The organism is Candidatus Ancaeobacter aquaticus (genome assembly GCA_030765405.1).
Classification (GTDB): domain Bacteria; phylum Auribacterota; class Ancaeobacteria; order Ancaeobacterales; family Ancaeobacteraceae; genus Ancaeobacter; species Ancaeobacter aquaticus.
The window spans coordinates 48,143-73,172 of sequence record JAVCCP010000042.1; the positions used below are offsets into that span (position 1 = coordinate 48,143).

At 39.2% G+C, this 25,030-nt stretch carries 1 protein-coding gene (only partly in view); it reads right to left on the reverse strand.

The window, feature by feature from the left end; translation table 11 throughout:
- Positions 1-24,872: the 5' portion of a hypothetical protein gene (locus P9M13_05375; protein ID MDP8262716.1), read on the reverse strand. The gene continues 14,875 nt to the left of window position 1, outside the view; only the first 24,872 of its 39,747 coding nucleotides appear in the window; it begins with the start codon at positions 24,870-24,872; the stop codon falls past the left edge of the window.
- Between the last annotated feature and the right edge of the window lie 158 nt (positions 24,873-25,030).

Genomic DNA, 25,030 nt, shown 5'->3' on the forward strand with positions numbered 1-25,030 from the left:
TTCATTGTTTTATCAGGTGTAATTATTCCTTCTCCCTTAAGCAACTTAAATATTTCTCCAATCTCATCGCTCTTAAACACTGCTTCCTTATTTCTTTTAACGCGCCTATAGATCTCTTTCAATTTGTCAGAACTCCTTATTTTCCTTAAGATCTCTAATTTAATTTTTCTTCCCGCTTTTACATGTTCCATATGGTTTTTCAAAGTAGATTTAAACTGTTTAAATCTTTCCATGAACAGCTTTTCAAGACCTTTACCTTCCAGACCTTTTGCGATCTCAAACTCAAACGCTGCTTTACTTGCACGCGCTTCAATATACTCATCAGCAGCCTTTTGATCAACTTCAAGGACTTTCTTTGCCGCGTCTTTTTCAGATCCTTTGTCCATTTCTTTTACTTTGTTTTCTCTTTTCAGCATTTCCGCCCGTTTCGTATCAATTTCATTTTTTGCAGTTTCTCTTTCGCTTCTCAGTTCCTCAACTATCTTTTTATATTCTTCAACTGTTAGAATCTCTTCCAACTGTTTGTTAGTCATTTTTCGAAGTTGTTGAACCGAGCTAACTTTTATATTTTTATTTTTTAGTATGCTCTTAAGCACTTCCGTAAACTGTTCAGTCTGTGTTTCAGCATGTTTTCTTTCCGCTACATTAAGGATAATTGTATCTGCATTCTCAGAAAGCATCTTCAAGAAGTTCTTATTGATCATGTCAGTTTTAAGCCCTTCAATCACCAACTTGCCGTTTTCCATCAGGCTCTTAATAGCCCTTTCAATTGCATGAGCATCCATGCCTTTATTCTTCATTTTTTCTTTTAGCGCATTCTCTGCATCTTTAGCTGTTTTACCATCTTCGCTTTTTAACTTTTCTATTTCGCTCTTGAATTCTTCAATTGCATCTTTTTTCTGGGCTTCTGTCATATTTGGAGCAGCGGCAATGAATCCCATATAACTCACTACTTCAACGGATACACGGTATGCGATATCTGTAATATCATTTTTAAATATATTATTTTCTATCTCGCGGATTCCTTTCTTAATAGCTTTATCAACAGTTTTATTTTTAATCAGATTTTTAACTGTCTTCACTGTAACACCGTAAGAATCGGCAATTTCCTTAATCAACTCTACGTTTAGAGCTCTAGCTTCTTTAAGAAGATTGAGCGCTTTTCTTGCTATTTCCACGTCTGAAGTCTTTGCCCCGCCGGCATTTTCTCTGGCTTCAGAGATAACACCTGTTATTGATGATGCAGCAAGTTCTTTAACTAGTTGATGAAATCGATGAGAATCCTTTCCTTCGAGTATCTCCGTAGCCGCAGCAATAACAGCGCTCTTTTTATTGATAAGTGATTTTTTATACAGGACTATTTCATATTCTACCTGCACTTTATAATCAAGGATCTTATGTGCTTCCACTCTAAGACTTTCGTTAACAAGGATCTTTTCATTATTGGCCCCTTCAACATATACTTTTCTTGTTTGCGCACCAGCAAGCAGCCCTGCTAAACGCCCTACTTCCATTGGACCGAAAAGCTCGTAAGACAGTTTTGAAAGCTCTCTTCCCACAAAATCATTTACAGCATTTGTAAGATCGGCAATCCTATCATTGTTTAGCTCACCGTTAGTCCTCACTTTATCGGCAATTTCAGAATCAAGCCGCCCCGATTGTTTCCACTTATTCAAAAGCATTGCTTTTTCACCAACTGTCTTTGCCGCATCAAGCTGTTTTTGACGATATTCAATAGAAAGTTTATTCATCTTTGAACGAGCATAGCTCTTTACAATATCTATACCTCCGGGACTTTCTCCAACAGACTGCCCCAAAAATGATATATCCCCGTCACGGAACTTATTGAGAAATTCTATCTTTTCAATAATACTAACATCACCACTATCAATTCTTTCTTTTATTCCCTCTAATACCTTTATCTCCGCCATCTTTTTAGACATCTCTTTTTCTAATCCATTTAGCTTGTTTTTATATTTAGTTATGTCCTTCATATTATTTGAGTCAATTGCCTTTTTAAGTTTGCTTTTCAATTCCGTTTTTGTTTTAACCTTTTCTTCATATATTTTCTCCGATGCCTTTATCTGTTTTCCTACAGTATCCCTTTGATACTGCTGAGTTTCTAACTTTAAAGCAATATCCTCAACATTGTTGAGTGTTTCACTATAAAGTTTTTTGAATGCGGCTTCTGCCACACGTTTGCCTACATTACTGATATTCAATCCTTCAAGAGTGCCAGGATTATTGATTAGCTCAGCTAAGTAATTCATTTTAAATGTTGCCTCAATAAGCTGTAAGGCCTGGCTCCTTAAGGCACTATTATTTCCTGCATTTTTAAGAATTTCATTTAAGGTGTTTAGCTTTCCTAACTTGGATGTCGATGACTCTATAATCTTATTTTGACGGTTAATATTTTCTTTGATTTTATTACGCTTAGCTGTTTCCTCAGGTGTAAGTTTCGTGCCGCTGGATTCTTTTTTATTAATGGTTTCCAATTGAGCGTTGTAGTTTTTAGCACGTTTTTTAGCCTTCGTTAACCTTCTATTCGCTGTTTTTGTCCTTCTTTCAAGCGCTGTTTCAGAAAACTTTGATTTAAACTTGGAATTTAACTTAGATATTGCATTCTCAATCATATTTATTTTTGTGGTTTCAAGCTGGATCTTTTTCAATGCTTCAGACCTATTAGCAGTACTCTTTTTTTCATTGTTAAGGATTTTTTCCTGAGCATTTATCTTTCTTTGAGATTTTTCTATGTTTCTCTCTAACTCGGTACGTTCCGCATTATACTTGGTATATGCCTGCGTGCCCTTAGCTTCCTGAGCGAGCTTGGTTTCAAAACTCTCCTCGGCCATTTTACTTGACTCGACCTCAATCAGCATATCAATTATCTTGTTTCGTGCAGTAAGACCTTCAAATGCATTCTTTTGCGCCTTAAAATTATCAATTGTCTCAATAATCTCAATAATTTTATTAAGGCGTTTCAAAACTCTGCTTGCCCTGGATTTCTGGCCGTTTAATTCACTGACACGTTTTTCCAATAATTTAACTTCTGCTTCAGCAGCATTTACCTTTTCTTGCGGGACGGATCTATCCTGCAATAGTTTCTTATACTTGTTCTCGGCTTTTTTCAGGCTCTTCGTTGTTTCTGTTATGTCTGTATCGAGTTTGGTTTCCTTTTCCTTATTCATTTCAAGCTTAGATTTAACCCTGGTGTGCTGATTTATTTTTTTGATCAGCTGTTTTACTGCTTTAGCATCACCTTTAAGGGCGCCCTTCAATTCTGTAAGTATTTGAATTCTCTGAGTCGAACTCAACGTTCTTCCAAGAGGGGATATTCTTAGAAGTATCTCATTAACCTCGGCCATATTACGCATTTTATTTAGTGCCCGTCTTTTAATCTGCGCTGTTTCAGAAGTTTTACCAAGTTCTGTTTTCAACGCTTCAACCTGTTTTTCAGCCAATTTTACTTTATCGCTATGTGTCATTATGTCTTTATTTTTAGTATGCTCCTCAGTAATCTCAGCCATCTTACTTACTTGCTGTGCGATATAATAATCGCTGAGTGCACTTTCAGCTAATGTCTTAAAAGCCTCTTTATGCTGTTTATGTTCACCTGTCAGTATTTTTTCTATCGTATCACTAATTCTTTTGGTCTTCTTTTTGCCTTTAATTTTTGTCATGTCTTCCTTAAATTTCTCCATCGTAATTTCTTCTGTAATCGCCTGGTTGATCAACTCCTGTTCATGGCCTTTTTCTTTACTTCCTAACTCTACTACTTTTTCATACCTGATCCTGCTAAGACGGTTATATTCGCCTTTTGCAAATTTCTCTACCGCAGAACTCAGGCGCTTATTAAGATGCAGTTTTACCTCAACTCCATCAATCGCAAAAGTTTTATTCTTGCCGGTCGACAAGTCTTTAAGATAATCCAACTTTTTATCTTCAGTCATATATCTGGTATTCCACGAACCCTGCTCATGCATTATCTGAGCCTGTTTCGCTTGTGCAAAATTATGTTCCAGCCAATCAGCTTTTTTACCTTCACTGTGCTTTTCCAGAATTTTTTCCTGCATTTTTTCAAGAATTATTAATTGTTCTCCATTGCTTTTTCCACTAAGTTTATTATTAAATTCTTTTTTAAATCCTTTCGCTAAATCAGAGTCTAATATCTGATCAAATACCGGCCTGTCAATTACCATCTTTGACATCTCACCGAATATTTCCTGAGCCTGTTTCTTTGATAAGACCTGTTCAAGTGTCAATCCCTGATTTTCAGGACTTGCAATCTTATTTAAGATTTCTCTCTGTTGCACCCTGCTTATCTTTTTCATCTTAGTACTCTTTTTTATTCTTCGTGTGAACTCGCCCAAAACATACTGCTGACGGATCTGCACCAAAGTAGCCATAGGAATCAGAAGGATTGACATTTCACCTATCTTCATGGCAACATTTTCAATAAAATTCTTCTGAAAATTACTTAATTTATCCCCCTTATTAATAACACGGGCAACAAGTGTTAATATAACTTTCGCGCTTTGGTGTAATACCGCATGCGCCGCACTAAATGTCCATAAACGCTGGATTGAATTAAAAGAGAAAAACTGATCCTGAAGTCTCCCTAACCCACTTTGCGCAAAAGCCTTATATCCTGATATTAACGGAAATATAACCTTATCTCCTATCCCACGCACAGCCCATCCGATTAACTTATTATTTGCAAGATTAGCCAAGAGATTACGGGTAATTGCATTGAATCCCGCTGTAACAGCTTTACCTATCGTAGTTTGTCCGATCCAACTTGCTGTCCCTTTGACAAAACCTTTTCCAGCAACAGCAGTTACATAATTTCCAACAAAACGCGGGACTATCCCAAGAAATCCTTTTGCTTTAGCCATATGCATATAAAAATCCATGGGTGGAGCTAACGCAAATAGAGGCGCCATATAAATACCGCTTTTTAGGCCATTAGCAAATGTTGTTACCAAATGTGCAAAGGTTGGCATTTTCCCATTAGCAATACTTGTGAATATCTCGGTCGCAACACCTATCCTAGCCATATTGTAAGCACCATGCCCGGTACTATATAATGCACCTTTCAAAGAAGATCTCAACATCATTTCATATCCGATCTTTGTACCCCATTTCCTACCGCCCGCACTGATCCAAGATCCCTGGTTCAATAAATGCTTACCGCCCGAAGTTATTATTTCGCTAAGCGCCCCACCCGTTCGTGCGGTCTCAGCTGCTGCTGAACCGAACATAGCCAATCCTTTTGAGCTCTGAACCAGTGTACTAATAGTTCTGTACACATCAAACATCTTGTCAAGCGTATTAGCGCCAACTCCCAGATTAGCCAAAAGACTGGATTTTTGCGTAGCGCTAAGGACTTTGAATATAGCTCCAAGATCTGCACCTGAATTAAATAGTTTTACCGCCTCATCGCCATATGTTTCCGCCGCTTTTAACGCACCTAATAACCCTCTAAACTTATTCATCACCTGAAGAGCTTTACGGATTAGCTCTGCTTTCATACCCGTTTCAGTAGTAAGTTTTGCTAACGCCATCGCTTGAGGAATCGTTGTCCCTTCAATCATAAGCGATACAGCAAACAAGAATTTGCTATATTTCGCCCCTACTTGAACAATGGCTTTTGCAACAGCACCCACTCCCAATGTCACAAGGACGACCGCAACAAATTCGATTACTGTTGAACCAATTTCCGCTACCACTTTGTTCGCACCCAACCGCGCGAGAATATCATTTGTATTTGTATTAAACCCAACAACCGAAGCTCCCGCTATATCCTTGAGTTTACTTTCCATAGCATCTATTGAGTCAAGGTCAAGCATGCCATCATTGTCATAACGAAGCTGTAATGCGGCCTCTATAAGATTATTTCTGTACTCGATAGAAACTTTACGAAGAGTAGGATCAAAAAGTACGGCTGTTGTCCTGTTTGTATATCCCCAGTCACCGATCGAAGCATTAAGCGACTTAAGCTGTTCAAACAACGGATCAACCTTTGAAGAAATCTTGGATGATTTTTTAGCGATTTTTTCGGCTTCTTCAAAAAGACCGACTGCCGCTTTATAATCACCTACCAGCAGCTTTATCTGGCCTTCTACTTGCAGTTTATGCGCATCCCAAAACAGATTGTTTTGAGTCTGTTTTGACTTCAAGGCATCTGCTGTAAGATATAGTCCAAGTTTATTAGATGCCTCAAATTGAGTATTCTTGCCGGCACGCAAATCAAGACCTTCTGAGAATTTCTCCAGATTGTCGAGCAATTTTGCGTCAAGCTTACCGCCCTTTTCCTTCAGTAGAGAAACAATATCACTGTGGCCTATGTCTGTTTTAAGGATTTCCGTACCTACCCTGCCTTCATTAGCCATAGCTGAAACCGCATATTTATCTCCACCGCCAAACCACGGCACAACATTGTTATAGAACCCATAACTAATATACTTTTGATCAATGATCCCTTCCTTAACATAATTGTTTATTTTCTCTTCGACCATGGCCTTAGCGGTTTCATTGGCCTTGCTCTTATCAAGATAATCAAACAGATCTATCAACCGTTGAGCATCCTGTACTTTTGTTACAGCACCGTTCTTTGACGCGTCATAACTGCTCTCGGTCCTGTCCGCGCTCTCTATAAGATTTAAATCCGGCCTTTCGTAATTAATACCGAAGAAATATTCTGCTTCATCATCTGAAACTAACCCGACAGTTTTTCTGCCAGCGTCTTTAAATCCGGCGACAAATCCCGCCCATGCAGCACTAAATCTTCCTTTATCATCAGCTACTTCGGAAAAGTCTTTTCCACTGCTTATAGATTCCCATGTGTCATTTTTACGGCCTTCTGCGGCCTTATAAGTAAGTATATCACCTTCAACATCGCTCATATTAAGAACGGTAGATTTATAATGTATGTTGAGATTTACCGAATATTTATCAAGTGTCTTATTTTTAATAAGGTAATACGTTGTCTTACCGCCGGTAACCGTTTCACGTTCTTTAAGGCTGTCAGCATAATCAACTGTCGCAACAAGTCTAAAATCTTTAGGAACCAAAGGTTTTTCCCCTGCGGCCGTATCTCTACCCAGCTTCTGTATAGAATTAAAATCATGCTCAGAAACAAACCATGCCGGTGTTTCTATCAAAAGCTCATCACGTTTTATAAGCATATTTTTTACTTTGCCGTCAGCGTCTGTATATCTCACGAGCTGTTCACCTCGAGAACTCTTTACATTCTGACCCCGTTGAATAAGCTGTTTTATATATTCCTCAGAAATATATTTCTTTACCGGCTCACCCCGACCTGTCACTGTCACTGTACATTCATGATCCCAATGGAACCAAAAGCCTCCGGCGACTTTATTTTTAAACATGTTATCGTTCTTAATATCGTCGTTAGACACATCTATTGTGTAATCTACGCCATCATATGTAACCTTAACAATGTTACGCTTCGCTACTCCCTGCTCTCTGCTGCTGTCATTACTGTAATTAGATACATGTCCCATCCCAATAGTATATGCCTTGGCCCTCCTGCTAAGATAATTACCACGTTCCTTGCCTTTTTTCGAATCGAATTTCTTGCCATCGGCAGATGTAAAATCTACTCCTATACCTGCAAGTGCCGCAATATCACTGACACTGCCGAAATTAAAGTCTGTATATTTTTCATCCATTTTGTGTTTTGATGATTTATGCAAATCCATACTTGTGTCAGGGGGATCGCTGATAATACTGATTTTTTTAACATTTGATAAAGGAAGAACCGCAAGATTTGCGACAAAATTACTAAAATCATTACTTTTACCGATACCCTTTTGATATTCTTTATTCTCTTTTAGTTTCTGGCCAACAATATCCCAGTTTATATCCTTTTTATTAAGCTCTCCCCATATAGTATCCAGATTCTTTTTCATCGAACCGTAATTCTTAGAGAATTCTTTAAAGTTTTTCTTGAAATGTGCCGCTAAGAGATCTTTATGCGTCGCTTTTTTCTTCGTACCGTCGCTCATTACGATTTCTTTGTCGGTGAGCGTATCGAGCGCTTTAAGAAGTGCAGCTTTTTGATAAGGTTTCAGATCTCGGAATTTATCACTATTAAGGAATGCTTTAGGCGATTTTATAAATTCTTTCAACATTGCCCTTGTTTCAGGTCTTGGATCAGCATTATGCGCGACACCCAGAAACTGTTCTGAAGCACTTGAAACACGGGCCGCATGTTTGACATCTTCCTGAAGACCCTCTAGAAGTTTTTCACGTTTGTTCTCGCTGAGTGCTACACCTTCTTTGTCCTTACCCATAATAAGCAGAAGCGCCTTATCCGCTGCATCTGCAATATATCCCTCGCCCATATCCTGGCACTTTTTCGCCTTTGGATACGCACTCTTATCGCCTTTAAAACTATCAGGCTTCGGATCGATTTTTTTAGCGCTGTTTTTGCTGGTTTCTACTACTGCAAAGAAACCGTCTTTACCTAACAGCATTTGACCGTCACTCGCTAGATTTTTTATCTCTTCTGTAGTTCCCGTCCTCGAAAGGGGCTCTACTCTTGCTAAGTATAAATTACATACTTCTCTAACTTTATCTCTGTTTGGCCCTTCATAATTTATGCCTTTGAGCATGATTTTATACGAATAGTCTGCCGCCCTAGCAAGGTTTGATACAAAGCCGATTTTATCGGCAACACTGTTCCAAGCCGTCTCTTTATCGGCCACACTAGGGTCTTTATATGCGGTATAAGCGTCTTTCACACCCTTCAGGCGTTTAATATAGGCACTCTTTGCAGTTTCAAATGCTGCGTAATCCTTTTCGGCCGCTGTGAATTCGGCTTCCGCTTTCTTGTATACTCTTTCTGCAGAGCTTATATACCTCGAAAGATTTTGATATTCGAAGCTTGATGTATCACCTTCATAGGCACCCCTCTCTGTGTGCTTGTTATCAAGTTTATTCTTTATATAAACCATCTTGTCTTTAAGCTTGCTGAGGTGCTCAGGTATTTGATGCTTGTATATATTCTGTTTAAAAAGCTCTTTACAATCTTTTATTACGTCAATATTTCGCTTAATATCTTCGGATTTAGGAGATTCATGGAGCTTTGAAAGCATATCGACGTTTTTCTGCAGAGCTTCATTATATACGTCCAATGCAAATTTCTTGTCCTCAATATTTTTCTCAATATTTTTCTTGAGCTGGTCATGTTTTTCATTTTCTACATCGACCGCATTTTGACGTTGAACGACCACTTCCTCAGCTACGGCAAGTTCTTGTCTTGTGCTTTCGATCGTATTCTTCATCGAATTTATATCAGCACTACGGCCACGATAAAATTCTCCGCTTTCAATACTCTGGATGGTGCTTTCAAAATTACTTATTTTTGTTTTCAGATTGTCGACATTTTGCTGAGCTTCTTTCACTTTAGCCTCAGCCAGCTTGACATTTTCCTGATAAAAAGTATCGGCACTGTCAGACGCTGTTTTCAAGTCTTCTTTCAACGTATCCGCGTTCAACATGTCGGTTATGGTCTGTTTTGACTGGGTACCTCGCGTAGTATATTTTGAGAGCAATTCTTTTTTCTGTTTGGGTGAATATTTATCACCCAGGTAATTTTCAAGTGTCTTCAGAAAATCTGCTTGGTAGGTATTACATATAGGTTGTGATTTTTCTCTGGCATCAAGGGCAAGTTTTACATTAGAACTTTCCGGAGGCGCGCGTTGTTTTATTGTTTGGGCAATTCCATCTATCGTTTTACCCGTTTTGTCTTCTGTCGCTCTTCTAACAAGCAATTGGGTTCTCAAATTGGTTTCTTTCTGTATTTCACCGGTAAGTTTGAAAAACGATATCTTCAATTTACCCAGAGCCTTCACTTCTTTTTCTAACTCTTTTAGCTTGCCTGACTTGTGGAGTTTTTTAACATCCTCGATCTTTGTTTTTATCTCGACTACTAATTTTGCTTTTTCTTCCATTTTCTCTTGAATGATCTTGTCTTTTTCACCCACTTCAGAAACAAGCTTTTTATCTTTTCCGCAAAGAAGTTTTGTTCTATCATCTTTTGCCGTCTTGAGCTTATCGTTAACTTTTTTAAGCTCACTGCCTGTTGGATCACTTTTGGGATCAGCCATGATCGCAATTCTCTTTTCTTCTAATTTCGAAATAATTACATTAGCTCCTTTCAGCCACTTATCAACTGCGGTCTTTGTACCTCCCGTATTATGATTATTAACCGCTTCTCGACTTTCATCCATTTTCATTACATTTTTTATCTCTTCATGACGCTGTGCCATTTGTTTATATTCTTCTTTACTAATCTTTTGTTCTGGATCAGCAAGTTTCTTAATATCACGTGCGATTTCACTGAGCTTCGTATCAAGAATTTTATTTAATTCCTTATATTTTTCCGGATCTTTCGGATCTAATTTAATAAGGTTCTTTGCTTTCTGCAGTACACTTTCTGCTGTTACCGATTTTGTTATACTATCTGTCCTGGCTGTTATATCTTTAAGTTTCTTATATGATGCGTCCGTTCCGCCTTTAATTTCATCCAATGCTTTTAGCAGTTTCTTTGTTACGCCTTTTACAATCGCGCTATTCTTGCTTGATAATAGCGACTGAGGTAAAACGTCGAAAACATTGGCGACATATCCTGCATTTTTAATAATATTGTTGATTTTCTTTAAACTAGGCCCAGAAATCTTGTCACCCTTATAAAACATTTGCATTACACTGTTTATCTTACCCTGTTCTGACTTCATCCTCTTTTGGAGTAATGAATATGCCTTTAGCTGTTGTTTATAATCTGCTTTTTGTGTAGTTAGTTCGGCTCTTTCCTTTTTGGTAGTTTTAGCATTCGTAATTTTTTCTGTAAGCATACCAATAGCCTTGTCAAGGCTTTTCACTGTTGTTCCTAGCTTATCCATCTTTAGTTTGTACTCTGCTTTTGCTACAATTCCATTTATCGTAACACTATTCCCATACAGCATATTCTGGATATTCCTGAGTGATTCCGGAGAGCCGTCAAGACTCTTGAGTGCTGAAAATATCTTACCGCGCTGTGCTACAAGAACATCTTTATCAGTCTGATCAAGTTGTTTTAGTAAAAATTCGTCATTGTACAATATCTGACCTGCGGCCTGAGAAATAAATGTGACAGTATTAAATGTCTTTTCCATATCTTTATACGCTTCATCAGACAACATGTCGATCAATGTCAGATCATCGAGTATTCCACCGGTAAGTTCTCCATCACTATTATAGATAGCGATCTTATCAATCTGATTTTTGAGTATATCCATAATCGCTGTATACTCTTCTTTTTTCTCCGGTGATACAGCTTGTTGTAATGCTTTGATCTGCTTGCGCTTTTCATCAGCTTGCGCGCTTGCTGTTTTTGCTTTTTCCGGATTGTTTCCAGCAATATATGCTTCTGCAGTCTTGTCTAATTCAGCTACCTCTCTTTGAAGTTTTGCTATTTTCTTATCACCAATTTTCTCTTCAATATTTTCCAAGCTTTTATTTAATTCTGCACGTTTCTCAACTCCAACTATCATTACACCAGATTTCTTTATAATATCTTCCAAATTAGCAAAGACCGCAAATCCACCGTCTCTGGCGTCTTTAACACGAGTTAGCAGTAAAGCGCGCTGATTATCCAGTGTCTTTTTATCATTGGCGGTAATACCTTTGATTGATGATGATTTATCGAAAAGATCAAGCCACGTTCCGGCGGCTTTGTTAATGGTCTGAGCGTTCGCAACCTTTTCAGAAAATTCAGCTCTTTGTTTCTCAGTTAATTTCTTATCTTTGTCAGTTTGTTTCTCATCAGAAATTAGCTGAGACAGTACACCGCCAATTTCATTATCCCAAGCACTTAATTCGTCCTTCAGTCCTTGTAATTCCTCAAGCTTCTTGCGGTTTTCTGTAATAGTCTCTTCCAGAACCTTCTTCTTTTTCTTGCGATCCTCTGTGTCGGGCAGATTTTTGAGTTCTTTGCTGCCAGCGGCAATGGCAGCCGTCAACTTTTTAGTTTCTGCATCAATATTGGACACATTATCATGGTTACCTTTTATGGCCATTGCTGCCTTCATAGGACCCTTAATATTTGCCATAATATCGTCAAGCATCTTATCAGCTTCAACATCACCGGCACGGATTTTACCCAAAAGCCCTGTTATTTCATCGAACTTTTCAGTAAAATACGCCTGGTCTGACTTTGATATACCTTTTTGGTGCGCAAGGTCAAGTGCTTGTATTGCTATCCCTACACGTCCGGCTGTTTTCTCTGCGCTTTCGACCATATCCTCAGAGCTTAGTTCAATACTGCTATAGACGTTAGTAAATAAGTTATCCAGCTGTTTATTAATTTTACCAAATTCTTGCCTTAAAGACTGCCGCATAGATAACAACTTGTTCCTTTGTTCAGCATTTTCTGGACCGGAAAGCTTTAGTGCCATTTGTCCTATTTGCTGGCTACGTATAGACAGTTTTGCTTTAGCCTCAAGCCCTACGACTATATACCTACTCCGCCCGGCCAAGTTCCCCATAAGGTTATAATCCATATTATCAAGCGCATTAACGATCTTTTTGCGGTGCTTCTCTATCCGTGCCTTGTCTTTTTCCGAAAGAGGCAGGCCTTTCTTTTTCATTTTTTCCGGAGTGGATTCTAGTGTGAGATAACTCTGAACACCTGCAACAAGATTTCTGGAATTTGTCCTTCCTTGCTGCATAAGTTTACGGTCTTCCTCTGTCATCGGTTTACCGGAAATAATATTATCTAGTCGCGCCTCATACGCCGCATTGTCACTTTCTAATGCCACCAGCATCTTTTTGTAATCTTCTTTTGCATCAAAAATCTTTTTCATTGTCGCGACATCCGCAAAAATCTTAGTTACATTAGCCACAGCAGCCTCAACCATAGCTTCCAGCCCCTTACCCTTCGTGACATCCGCAAACAGATTAGTTATATCAGCCACAACAGCCTTAGCCATAGCTTCCAGCTTCTTTTCACCCTGTGCAATCTTGTTGGCTAAATGCTCCTTTTGTTTTCTTCTGTTTATTGTAACATTTACATCACCTATCAGCCCCTGGCCATCAGAGAGTGCATTCTTAAAATCTTTCATAAGCTTTTCATTGCCCAGATTTTTTAACGATTTTTCCATCATTGCCATTCGCTTCGTATAATCAGCAATTAAAGCCCGCAGTTCCTTGGGTTTTAAATCTTTACTATTTTTACTGATAAACTCAATCTGGCGGACATTTAGAGCTGCACTATTAACCAACATGCTGGCATGCTTAAGTTTATTGCCCACTCCGTTCATGTACGCATTCAGCTGTTTATCTTTCATTGTCCACATATCAGTCTGTATTAAGTCTAATCCTACCTTTTGTAATTGTGTGCTTATTTGATCAAGCAACTTCAGGTTTTCCTTATATTTCGCCCGATCCTCGGGGCTGGTATCCTTATTATCAAGCGCCTGTTTTATCTTTTTACGCTGTTCATTAATATCATTTCCCTGATCCTTGGCTTTATCTAAAGAATCATCTCTCATAGAAATGAGATGGTCTGCTCTATCCCTATAGCTACCAAGGACATTCTGTTCATGACTCCTGATCGAACTTGAATTACTCTCTATATAGTCATCAACCTGTTCAGCAAAATCTTCCCGTTTGTTTTTCATTGCATCTACCAGCTGGCTCTGTGTCATCTTCTCGTGACCAGCAGAAAGGGTTGAAAATGACAGTGACGGCAAAGATTTAGCGATAATATTTATTGTTGTTGTACCGTCAGCAGTAGAAGCCATTGCTTGAACTCCATATCCGAGTTCACTGGCTTCTTCAATTGACATCTCGCCTGATCTAACCGCTTCTTCTACCTGCTTTCTTTGTTTTTCAGCGGTTGGTACGGCACAGTCTTCCATTAGTTTCTTATAGCCATCAATATCCGCCTGTGTACGCAACATATCATCACTAAGATCTTTTCTCTTAGTAGTCATTGACTCATTATTGTTTTTTAAGTCTTCAAGTTTATTCTTAAGTTGTGTTTTCTCATCATTCAAACCTTTCAGTTCATTCTTAAGGTTATCCCTCTGTTCATCAGTAAGATCTTTATTCTTGAGTTCTTCTTCTTTTGCTTTTATCGCGGCGGTATTGGTATTTGCCGCATCTTTATTTTTTTCCTGCGCAGTATTGTTATCTTTTAATTTTCTATCCAGATCTTTATCCAGATCTTCAGCTTCTCCCTGTTGTGTTTTAAGCTCTTTTTGCGAATCCTCAAGTTTATCTTTATACCCTTCAGCGAGCTTATCATTTACAGCATCCTGGAGGGCATTACCATCTGCCTCAGACTGTGCCTTCGCCTTTTCTTCCGCTGCTTTTTCCTTGTCGGATGCCTGCCACATCTTTGTCATTACTCTCATCATGACATAGAAACTTTCCGCATTGCCAGGGAAAGTAGTGCCTAGGAATCTAATCGGGCCGCTGCTTTCTTTTATCTTTCCTTCAATTTTCTTGAGGCGATACTCATGCCGCAGTTTAGCTTCCCATCTCGGCATACCGCCGGCGATTTCTTTTTCCATCCGCTCGTCAAGTTTGTCTATTTTTTCCTGTTTCTCTGCCACTTCTCTCTCTTCAGGTGTCATCTTTTCCCATGCCGCTTTTTTCGCCTCTTCTTTTACCGCTTTTGCCAGCTCTTCTTTTGTTTCTACTTTCTTTGATCCGTTAAGCCCTTCTGTCGTTTTTGTGCCGCGGCTATCCATGGTTGCCGCGTCACGGCCGGTAGCATTACCATTGCCATCGTATTTCACTGATTCTACGCTGGTAGAGGAACCGTACGGTTCAGCGCTTTTACTTGCCCCAACAAATTCTCCTCTTGCTATATCAAGATTCTTTCTATCCTTGGCTGGAAGCTTTGGATCATTCAATAAAGCTTCAAGCTCAGCGGCGTATTCCTTTTCAAGGTCCGCTGTCTCAATATCACCTTCTTTTTTCTCGGCTCTGGCAGCGGCATATTCTTTAATACGCTCCTGTATCGAAGGTTGCTTACCTATGATCTCAAAACCATCTTTAAGAGTGGCGATTTTTCTCGAACCACCAGTATCAAGTAGGCCTTTCGCAGAACCGCCAGTGTCACTCAAAACACCCTTAAACTTACGCACACCCAGCTCTCTTAGTTTATCTTTTAACCCTTCTAAATGCCTAGGATCAACTTTTACGCCTGAAGCCTGCAATGCAAGTAAAAGGTTCAGTTTTGCTTGATGCTTTGTTTTAAGCTGTTTGTGTGTAGGTGTCTTCGAATATGAAGTGGTATATTTCTGTTTTCTTCCCTGTCTATCATATGATTGAATGCTCATAGTGTCTGTTGTAACCGAACCGTTCTTCAGGGAAGTTACTGTTGAGCGGTGTGTCAGCTGACCTAGCGAGTTATAAGCCATAGATGACTTGTATATAGCGCCTTTGCGGTCAGGATTCTTACTGTCAAAAATAACCTTTCCACGCTGACTGGTAATATTGCCGAAACCATCATACTGGATATCAGAAATTTGCTCTTTTGTATGATTATCTTTTGACCATGTCTCAACAGTCTTTGACGCGACCTTATTACTATCACCATAGTACTTGATATTGGTTGAAAGCGTTCTTGTATATGAATTTTCCGGATCATTGCTCCAGACAGTCACATCAGTAGTCGTAGCACGGCCCAATATATCAAAGCCTAAAGCACGGTAAAGCTGTCTGATATGTTTTTTCGGACAAGCAGAATCGTTAAATGTCTCTGTTATCCTGGATATAACAAATCCAAGGGCGTTAAATCTCGTACCACTTACAACCTGCTTATAAGTACGATTTAATCTCTTGCCACCGGTTTTAGCATCCATCTCTCTTATATAGGATGTCTGGCCTGTTACACGTCCATGCGCGTCATATTTTATTCCTCTTACACGTGTAATTGTCCTGACACCTTTTTCAACCTTGTCTACATCTTTTGCGATAATCTGGCCGGCACGGTTATACTTGATATTTGTAACGTTACCTTCTTCGCCGGAATAACTTGTCAATCTCCCCTTTATGTCATACTGCATATTTGACTGCTTACCCTTGGATACAGCCTGGCCAAAGGCATTGTATGAAGCAGCACTAAAGGTTACACCCTCTGTTGTTGTCTTCTTGTATTTCTTGCCGCCTGTGGCAATATCCATTTTTGTTGAACTGCCTCTTTGCGATATAATATTTCCTGATGCATCATAGGTTATGTCGGTTATACGGGTTTTGGTAACCACTCCCGGAGCCGAAGAATCATATGATTCCGTGCTCTTCGCAATAATCTGGCCAGCGGCATTGTATGAAATATCTGAAGTTATTTCTTTGGTCCAATGATCCAATCCTCCGCCTTTTTCCCATGTTTCGGTAGTATATCCTGCCATTCTCCCTTCCATATCATAGGTAATATCATTCATCTTTTGTGTAACCCACACATCAGGCCGTGAATCATTCCATGAGCTTGTGGTCTTCCCTGAAACACGATTGTACTTGTCATATCGGAAATTTGATTCTTTTTGTATTGAATTCTTATCTAAAGCTAGCTTGCCATCTCTGTAGCCTTTTACATTTGTTTTTGTCTGCCTGGAGCTTACCCTGCCTTGCGAATCATACGAAGTCGATCTCTTACTCAATGTTACCTTTTTGCACTGAACGACCTTACCGCCCATTTGAGCAGCGAGTTTAGCGGCTTCAGACTTATTGTAAACACCACCTATCAAAGCACCCGATTTATCGTGTACTTCATACATACCTGTAACAGTACTCGTTGATGATCTGTTTGTTTCCCTTCCCCACGCATCGTATTTAAGGCCTGAAACTTCATTCACATAATCAAAACCAGCACCAGTTTGTCCGGTAGCGATATATCCGGCTATATTGCCGTCACTGTGATAGCTGATATTCGTCTGGCGTTCGGTTTTGCCGTCAGCGCCTGATACAGTTTTAGCTGTTACCTGGCCATTACCGTTATATTCATACTCACCCTCAAAACTCGAGCTTGAGGCTTGCTGAACTATATTGCCGAAGCTATCCCTTATAGTTGACGTTGTGGATGATGCGACAGATGCAACTCTTCCCTGAGAATCATATGAATAATTTACCGCAGAAGTTGTCGTCTTGCCGGGATTCCATGAATCATTGAATGTAGTTGTCACCTTACCGGCTACAAGGCCCATGGAGTTATACCCCATATGTACAATAGTGCTGTAAGTGCGGCTCGAACCGCCGCGGCTTTCTTTTATATCAGCTCGGTATGAGCTCTGTCTTCCCCACAGGTCATACTTTATGTCCGTAATACGCTCACGTTTTGTACCCTTAGAATCTTTTGTGAAAACATTTTTGGAAATAGCCTGATTATCATCATTGTATTTAATACCTGATGTATATACAGAATAAGACTTACGATAACCATTACTGCCGGTTTCAGTAATATATGTTCTATTACCTGTCATCCTGTTTTCATCATCGTATGTAATACCCCTTACTCTTTGCCGAATGACCTTGTCAGGAGCGGCTGTATCTCCGTATGTATCTATATCTTTGGATACTACACGGCCCAAAACATCATATCCCATTCTGGTTTTTTCTTTATAACGTCTGTCAAGCAGTCTCTTTCCGTCTACCCCCCGGTTCTCACTGTATTCATGTACATCTCTCTTTTGATAGATCAAGTTTCCATCAATATCATACGCGTTGGTTGTCCTCTCCTTGACCGTTTTATCCGATGTCAATGAATCCTTTCTGGTAGTATCAGTTTTAAGCGCGCGTCCGGAAGCGTCAAATTTAAGCACCTTTGTCTTTATGTACTGCTGTCTGACCATGTCGCCCTTAGATGTAACAATCTTTGAGATTGTTTCAACAGCCCTTCCTCTGATATCATATTTATTTTCCCTGTCTTCAATCGTGTATGTCACATTACCTTTAGCATCTACTTCCTTTGTAGCAATGCACTTAATCCCGCCTTTTCGGTCATATTCAATAGATATCAGCTTCCTCTTATCCTGCGCCTTATACTTGGCCAGACTTACACTATTTATCCTGCCGGCACCGTCATATGAATAACTGGTCATCTGGGATTTTGTGGATATCCAGAAACCACCACGCCCCCACTTTTGATGGAATGTTTTCACATTAACTATCCTGCCGGAATCATTAAAATCAGTTATAATAGTTTGCTTTGCACCTACAAGGCGCCAACACGCTATAGCATGATAGCCATTCGAATCAGGTATGTCGATAATGTTTATTAGATGAATATCGACATCACCAACGTGAACAACTTTGTTTCCTGTTCTTACATAATCTGCATATTGTTGGGAATTGATACGTCCTGCGCCCACTTTAAAGATAGCTTTTTCCTGTTTTATGAGGTTTCCGGCATTATCGTAAGCAAATGTGCTGTACACCCTCTTATACGGGTTGTATATTGGTTTTTGGATTGTTCCACCAACTAATTTATAATTTATTTCATCAGCCCATACCATTTGTCCTTTATCATTATATCCATATGTCTTGTCCTTCTTTTCTTTTGTGTACTCGACGTTATGACTAGTATTATTGTCCCAATACACACCCTTTATCTCGTATGAATCTTTTGTAAGATTGTCCTTTGCATCATATGTATAGATATGTGTTTCTTTTGCGTCAGTATAATACGTGTTACTATTAGGACCCCAGCCTCTTAATTCATTACTATATGTATAAGTTTTGAGTTTGCCTGTATTGGTATATGTGTATGAATATTTTTCTCTGCTACTTTCGCTCCACGTACCAGAACCATTGTATTGTTTTGAAACAGTTTCAAGTATTACTCTGTCATTTGAATCATACGTAAATTTTCGAATCTCTCTTGAAGAACCGCCTACCCACACCGGTGTCTCAAGTTGTTTTCCATCTTTCCAAGAACTTAAGTATTTACCTATAAGTATTTCTTGAGACAATTTACCGTCTTTATACTCATATAGATGATCTTCTCTTGTAACACTGGCAGTACTCCAGTTACCAACAAGCCTTTTTGCATCTTTATCATAACTGACAAAGCTTCCCCGCTTAGCTACTTCTACGCTATATTTATCATCATATGAGTTGTACCACGCGTTCTCATACTGCCCTTTGTAAGCGGCAAATTCTTCACGGGTCATGTCTATGTTTTTTGTTCCCCAGCTATACGTGAAAACCTGATCTTCTATCATCGCGCCGGTAGTATCATCATAGATATATTTGTGTTCCTCTTTCTTTGAATCAGCCCACTTCATTGTATTAACATCTGATCTGCCGGTAACATTATACGCAGGTACACTTGTTACAATAGATTCAGTGCTGATTCTTCCTTTATCGTCATATTCAAAAGAAACTGTCTCAAGGTTCATACCCCTTTTTTCTACTTCTTTAATTTCGTCATATCCGCCCTTCAAAAAACTTACAAGTTCATCTAATAATAATGGACCTGTTCTTAACGCCGTCGAATAATCACTGTACCCCGGATCGCTCGAAACATCAGGAGGATTCTTCCTCAAATAAGCTTGTGCTTCAGAGATCAACTCGCCTTTATCATATACGTCCTGAGGCTCTAGATGCATAAAACCGCCTGCGGTACCGGCATTACGGCCGGCATAATTCAACATCTTTGCCAAAAGCTCGCCAAATTCGCTATCTGGATCTTTTGCCGCATAATGATCTCCAAGATTTACCAGATAATGGTTTACAGCTTCACGAAACCCATACTCTCCCCACGTATCACCTTCCTTATATATCTTATCATCTTCATGGCACCACATTCCGTCTCTCTTAGCTAATCCACCTTCTTCCCAGGGATTTTCTATATAAAGAAATTCACCAGGTAAAACATCTACTATTCTATATCCGCTATAGGCCTGGGAATATTCTACCGATTGATTGGCGCGAAGTGTAATTTTCTTTTCGTTTCCTTCTGAATCTCTGACCACAACTTCTTGACTTTGCCGGTGATCAAATTCATAGTGCAGTCTGTTATGAAAAAACATCCCGCCTACATAAAATTGTTGATAGGTCACACCGTCTATCTTTGTTTCTTTATCTGTAATCCTCCCATATTTATCATATGTAAAATCAATAAATCTTTTTTCTTTCTTTGCTATATCATCCCTGACAATATGAAGCGGATTACCAAATCCGTCAAAGCTGTTGGCCACCTCAGTCACAACTACCTGACCACTGGGATCATAAAATGTTGATGTTTCGTTTGTTGGCCTTCCCCTTACATTATATGTGGTATATTTACTGGTTGCCGGCAAACCACCTCTAATACTATCTACCGAGCTGGTAGCTAAATTATTAGAGTTTTCATGGTAGGTATTAATAATATATGTATAAGACGCGTCAGGAGATGTGCTCTGTGTCGTTGTTATCGTCTTTTCCAGCAGAAATGCCATATCCTTATATTTATTTTTTATAGTTTGTGTTGAAACATTAGTCCCTACCGTTGATTTAATAGTTTGACTTAATATGTTTCCGCGAATATCCCACTCAGTACTTGTAATGTCCTGAACAGTTGTTGTACTTTTAATAATGTCGGTTATTTCGATATGCTGTGCCTTTACTGTACCATCTCTATTATAATCTTCAGTTTTGTAGGTTATTTCCTGTGTCTCGGTTACATAATCTGCTATATTCTTTGACTCAACTTTCTGTTTCAGCACATTTCCGTATATATCAAATTCGGTAGTTGATATATCTTGTGATCCGGTTAAGACAAATCCTTCATTCTTTTCCGCTTCCACTAAATCCTTCTGCGCCTGCACCACTGCGCTTTCAGCTTTTTTGTAAGTTCCCTCTGCCAGCGTCGCGGCCTCTGTTGTCTGCCCCATCAATGCCTGCCATTCTGTAAGCGCTGTTTCCTTGTCAGCTTGTGCCTTCTGTAAAGCTTGTTGCGCGCTCGTTACCGCATCAGCAAACTTGTAATTTGTGACTGTTTGGAAAGTAACCCTACCGCGCGCATCATATGTAAGAGTTATATCCTGTTTTGAAAGCGGATAACCTTCCCCATCCTTGTTGGTAACAGTCCTCTTTGTTGGATTTCCCTGTATGTCAAATTCGTTATTATTTATTTCTCTGAAGTCAACCAGCTTCATTGTGCCGTTATCACGCTTTATAAAGGTTTTTGACGTCTGGGTAAGCAAATTGCCGCGGGCATCGTATGTATTCTCAAATTCATTACGGTCTTTCAAAACAAAGCCTGTATCTTTATAAACAAATGAATCTATTGTTTGGGTCCTTGGATTACCGCGGTTATCAAAATTTGAGCTATTGATAACTTTCTTGCCAAGATAATTCGTATTTTTATCGGTCATAACAGTTGATGTCTCGTCCGTAAATGTATGGATTTCCTTTAAACTGACATTTCCGCGGGAATCAACATTAATATTGTCAATCTCCTGGCGTTCAACAAAAACCTCTTCTCCTGTAGCGCTTCTCACATTAAAACTCTTAATTGTACTGTGTGCAGGCGTGCCGCGCATACCGTATCCGGTATTCACAACAATCTGCTTGCTTAGATAATACTCGTTAGCATTATCCGTTTCATGTATATAGGTCTTGGTTGTTTTCTTGCCGACATTACCTCTGGAATCAACATCTTCATTTACTATCTCCTGCCGGTTAATAAAAACATCCAACACACCGGTTTTTGCCTTGTTCTTTACATCACCTTTATAGTTAAGTACCGTAACTTCACCGGCATTACCCCTAAAATCAAATATTCTGCTGGTAATGATCTGTTTGCCAAGGTACATATCGTCAGCACTGGAATTCTCATCAAGAAATGTCTTTATAACCTTTTTACCAATATTCCCCCTGCCATCGATATTGCTGTTTGTTATCTCCTGCCTGTCACTAAAGACTTCTTTCCCATCAATATTTGCCCAGTTTCTGGCAATCATATTACCCGCTATACCGTGGTAATCAAAGTTGGTGGAAAGTGTCTCTGTACGCCCTACATATGATGCGGTATCGTTTAAAACAGTATCAGAATATGTCTTTACTACCTTAAGACCGACATTACCGCGCAGATCAATCATCGAGTTTGTAATTTCCTGCCTGTCATAGAACATTTCTTTGTACACACCGTCTTTTTTCTCCATCCCATAATTCTTGATTGTTACCAGAGCCGGTGTACCCTTAAAGGTAAATGACTTGTTGGTTATTTCCTGACGGCCAAGATAATGTTCATTGGCATTAGATGTCTCATCCGTATATGTCTTTATTGTCTTAAAACCAATATTGCCGCGGTAATCAATCTTGCGGTTATCGACTTCCTGACGATCATTGAATACCTGCCTGTAATTTTCGTTTGGATTGAAACTATAATTTAATGTTGAAGTGTGAAGAGCCACTCCACGAACGGTAAACCCTTTATTTGTGATTTCCTGGAGACCGATCTTAAACTGAGCGTCATTTTTACTTACATCTGTATAGGTTGTTATTGTCTTTTTAGTAACATTTCCACGTGAATCACTGCTTACATTCACAATTTCCTGCCGTTCAGAAAAGACTTCATTTCCTTGATCATTATAATAGTAATTCAATATCGTGGTATTGTTTGCCACGCCTCTGAAATTAATTTCGTTATTCTTTATTAATTTGTACGCAACATCTGTACGGCTGCCGTCAAGTTCAGTCTCAAAATCAATTATCTTCTGATCTTTTACATTTCCGCGTGAATCAAATTCATTATTAAAGGTTTCCTGTCCGCCAACCTTATCAAATGATGTATCCTGCTCGTTCCAGAAACCGTTTTCAACTAATATATGTTTTGGGGTGTTTCTATAAAAACCAGTATTTGTTACCCACTGGCGTTCAAGATTTTCAAATTTCGGTCCCTGTGCGGTAATTATCGCATTATTATTGGCATCAAGCACAGCGCCTTGAATAGTAATCGTCTGGTTTGTAGCATTACCACGGCTGTTGTATACGCTATCTGTCGTTCTGCGCGTATCAAGTATGAATTTTCCTGAATCCCATATACTCGTTGTAACAACAGACAGCTTCGGATTTCCACGCTGAAACTTGGAGTTTCTTATCTCCTGGTTTTCCATATTTTCCCAGCTCGGTTTTTTACCGGCGGTAGTAATAATTTTACCCTCATCATCCAACTTGACGGCTTCAATTAAAATATTCTGTGTTTTCGCATTTCCTCGCGGGGTGTAAGTGCTATCAATAGTTTTCCTGGTATCAGCAACAAAACCTGCACCATCCCAAACAGATACCGTAACCTCTGAATGAGTGGGATTACCTCTAATAAAACCAGTATTGCTAATCTCCTGATACTCAGATTTTTCAAAATGAACTGAGGCCAAATTATCAAGAGCGTTCGCACTATAACTAAGACTGTCAAAAGACTTATCAACACTTCCCTCTTTAACCATATAGAGAGTTATTCTTTGCTTTTCAACGTTTCCTTTGCCGTCACGTTTATCATTGTTTGTTACCCGCATGGTATCAATTGTAAAACCTTTATCTTTAGACCATATCTCAGTAATTGAAGTGCTTTTAAACGGTGTATTTCTCTTAAACGGACCTTCATTAAACAGGCGCACTTTTTCTGCAGGCTCAAAACTTTTCCCAAACAAGGTTTGAGGATCTTCTGAGAGCTTGTCTTTGCTAATCTTACCCAGCCCGAGCAAACCAAAAGAACCTGTAACACCTTCTTTAACAAAAAACGTAGTAACAGTTTGCTCCTCAACGTTTCCCCTGCCGACAATCTTGGTGTTTTCAGTAAGCTGGACACTGTCTGCGACATACTTCGCCCCATCCCATATTTCCGTTGACGTTACACTATTCTCAAATATTCCATTCTTCGATTTACCGCTATTTACTGTCATTATATGTTCATTATTTTCCCACTTTGTAAGAGCTATCTGTTCATCAAATGTCTTTGCAGGATCAAACACTGTTGAGTCATCACCATAAATATATGTCTTTGTATCAGACTCTTCTACCTCACCCTTAGCGTTTATCTTCTTATTCTCGATAACACTCCTGGAGTCCATTACATATGCGGTGCCGTCATATATCGATGTTATCGTCTCTACTTTTTGTGCTACACCTCGCACAAATTTCCCGCTGCTTCTTATCTTCTGTATTTCTGATCTCTCAAAACCTTTACTTGCCACCGATACACCTAACGCGCTCATGTCTGCCGCGGCTGATACCAGCTTTGATAACGCTTTCAAATTCGCTACACCTGTTCCCTTATCAAACATAAACGTCTCTATCGTCTGTTCTTTTATATTTCCTCTTCCGTCTACGTTCTTAAGATCAAGTGTCGTTATCTTCACGCTATCTGCGACATACTTAGACCCATCCCATACTTCGATTACCGTTACACTGTTTTTAAATACTCCCTTTTTCGAACTACCGCTATTTACTGTTATTATGTGTTCATTGTTTTCCCAGTTTGTACTCGGCAATAAACCGCTGATATTATCCGTTACATTTACTACAGTATCTGTTACTTTCGATATATATGTATGCGTATCAGACTCCACTACCTCACCCTTTGAGTTTATCTTCTTATTCTCTGTTACACTCATAGAATCAAGTATGTATGCGCCTTTATCTTCATCATATATCGATGTTATCGTCGTTACTTCACTGGCTACTCCTCTTCTAAACGGTCCTTTATTCGTTATTGTCTTTAACTCGTCTTGAACATATTTTCCCGCTTCATATATAAATGTCTCTACCGTTTGCGCAAGTACATTCCCCCGCGCGTCAACTACCGCGTTTTTGGTTATTGTCTTTGTATCTTCCACATACTTTGCGCCATCCCAAATACTGGTTAATGTCACAATCTCTTTCGCAACACCTTTTCTGAACGGTCCTTTATTCGTTATTGTCTTTAACTCGTCTTGAACATATTTCCCTGCTTCATATATAAATGTCTCTACCGTTTGCGCAAGTACATTCCCCCGCGCGTCAACTACCGCGTTTTTGGTTATTGTCTTTG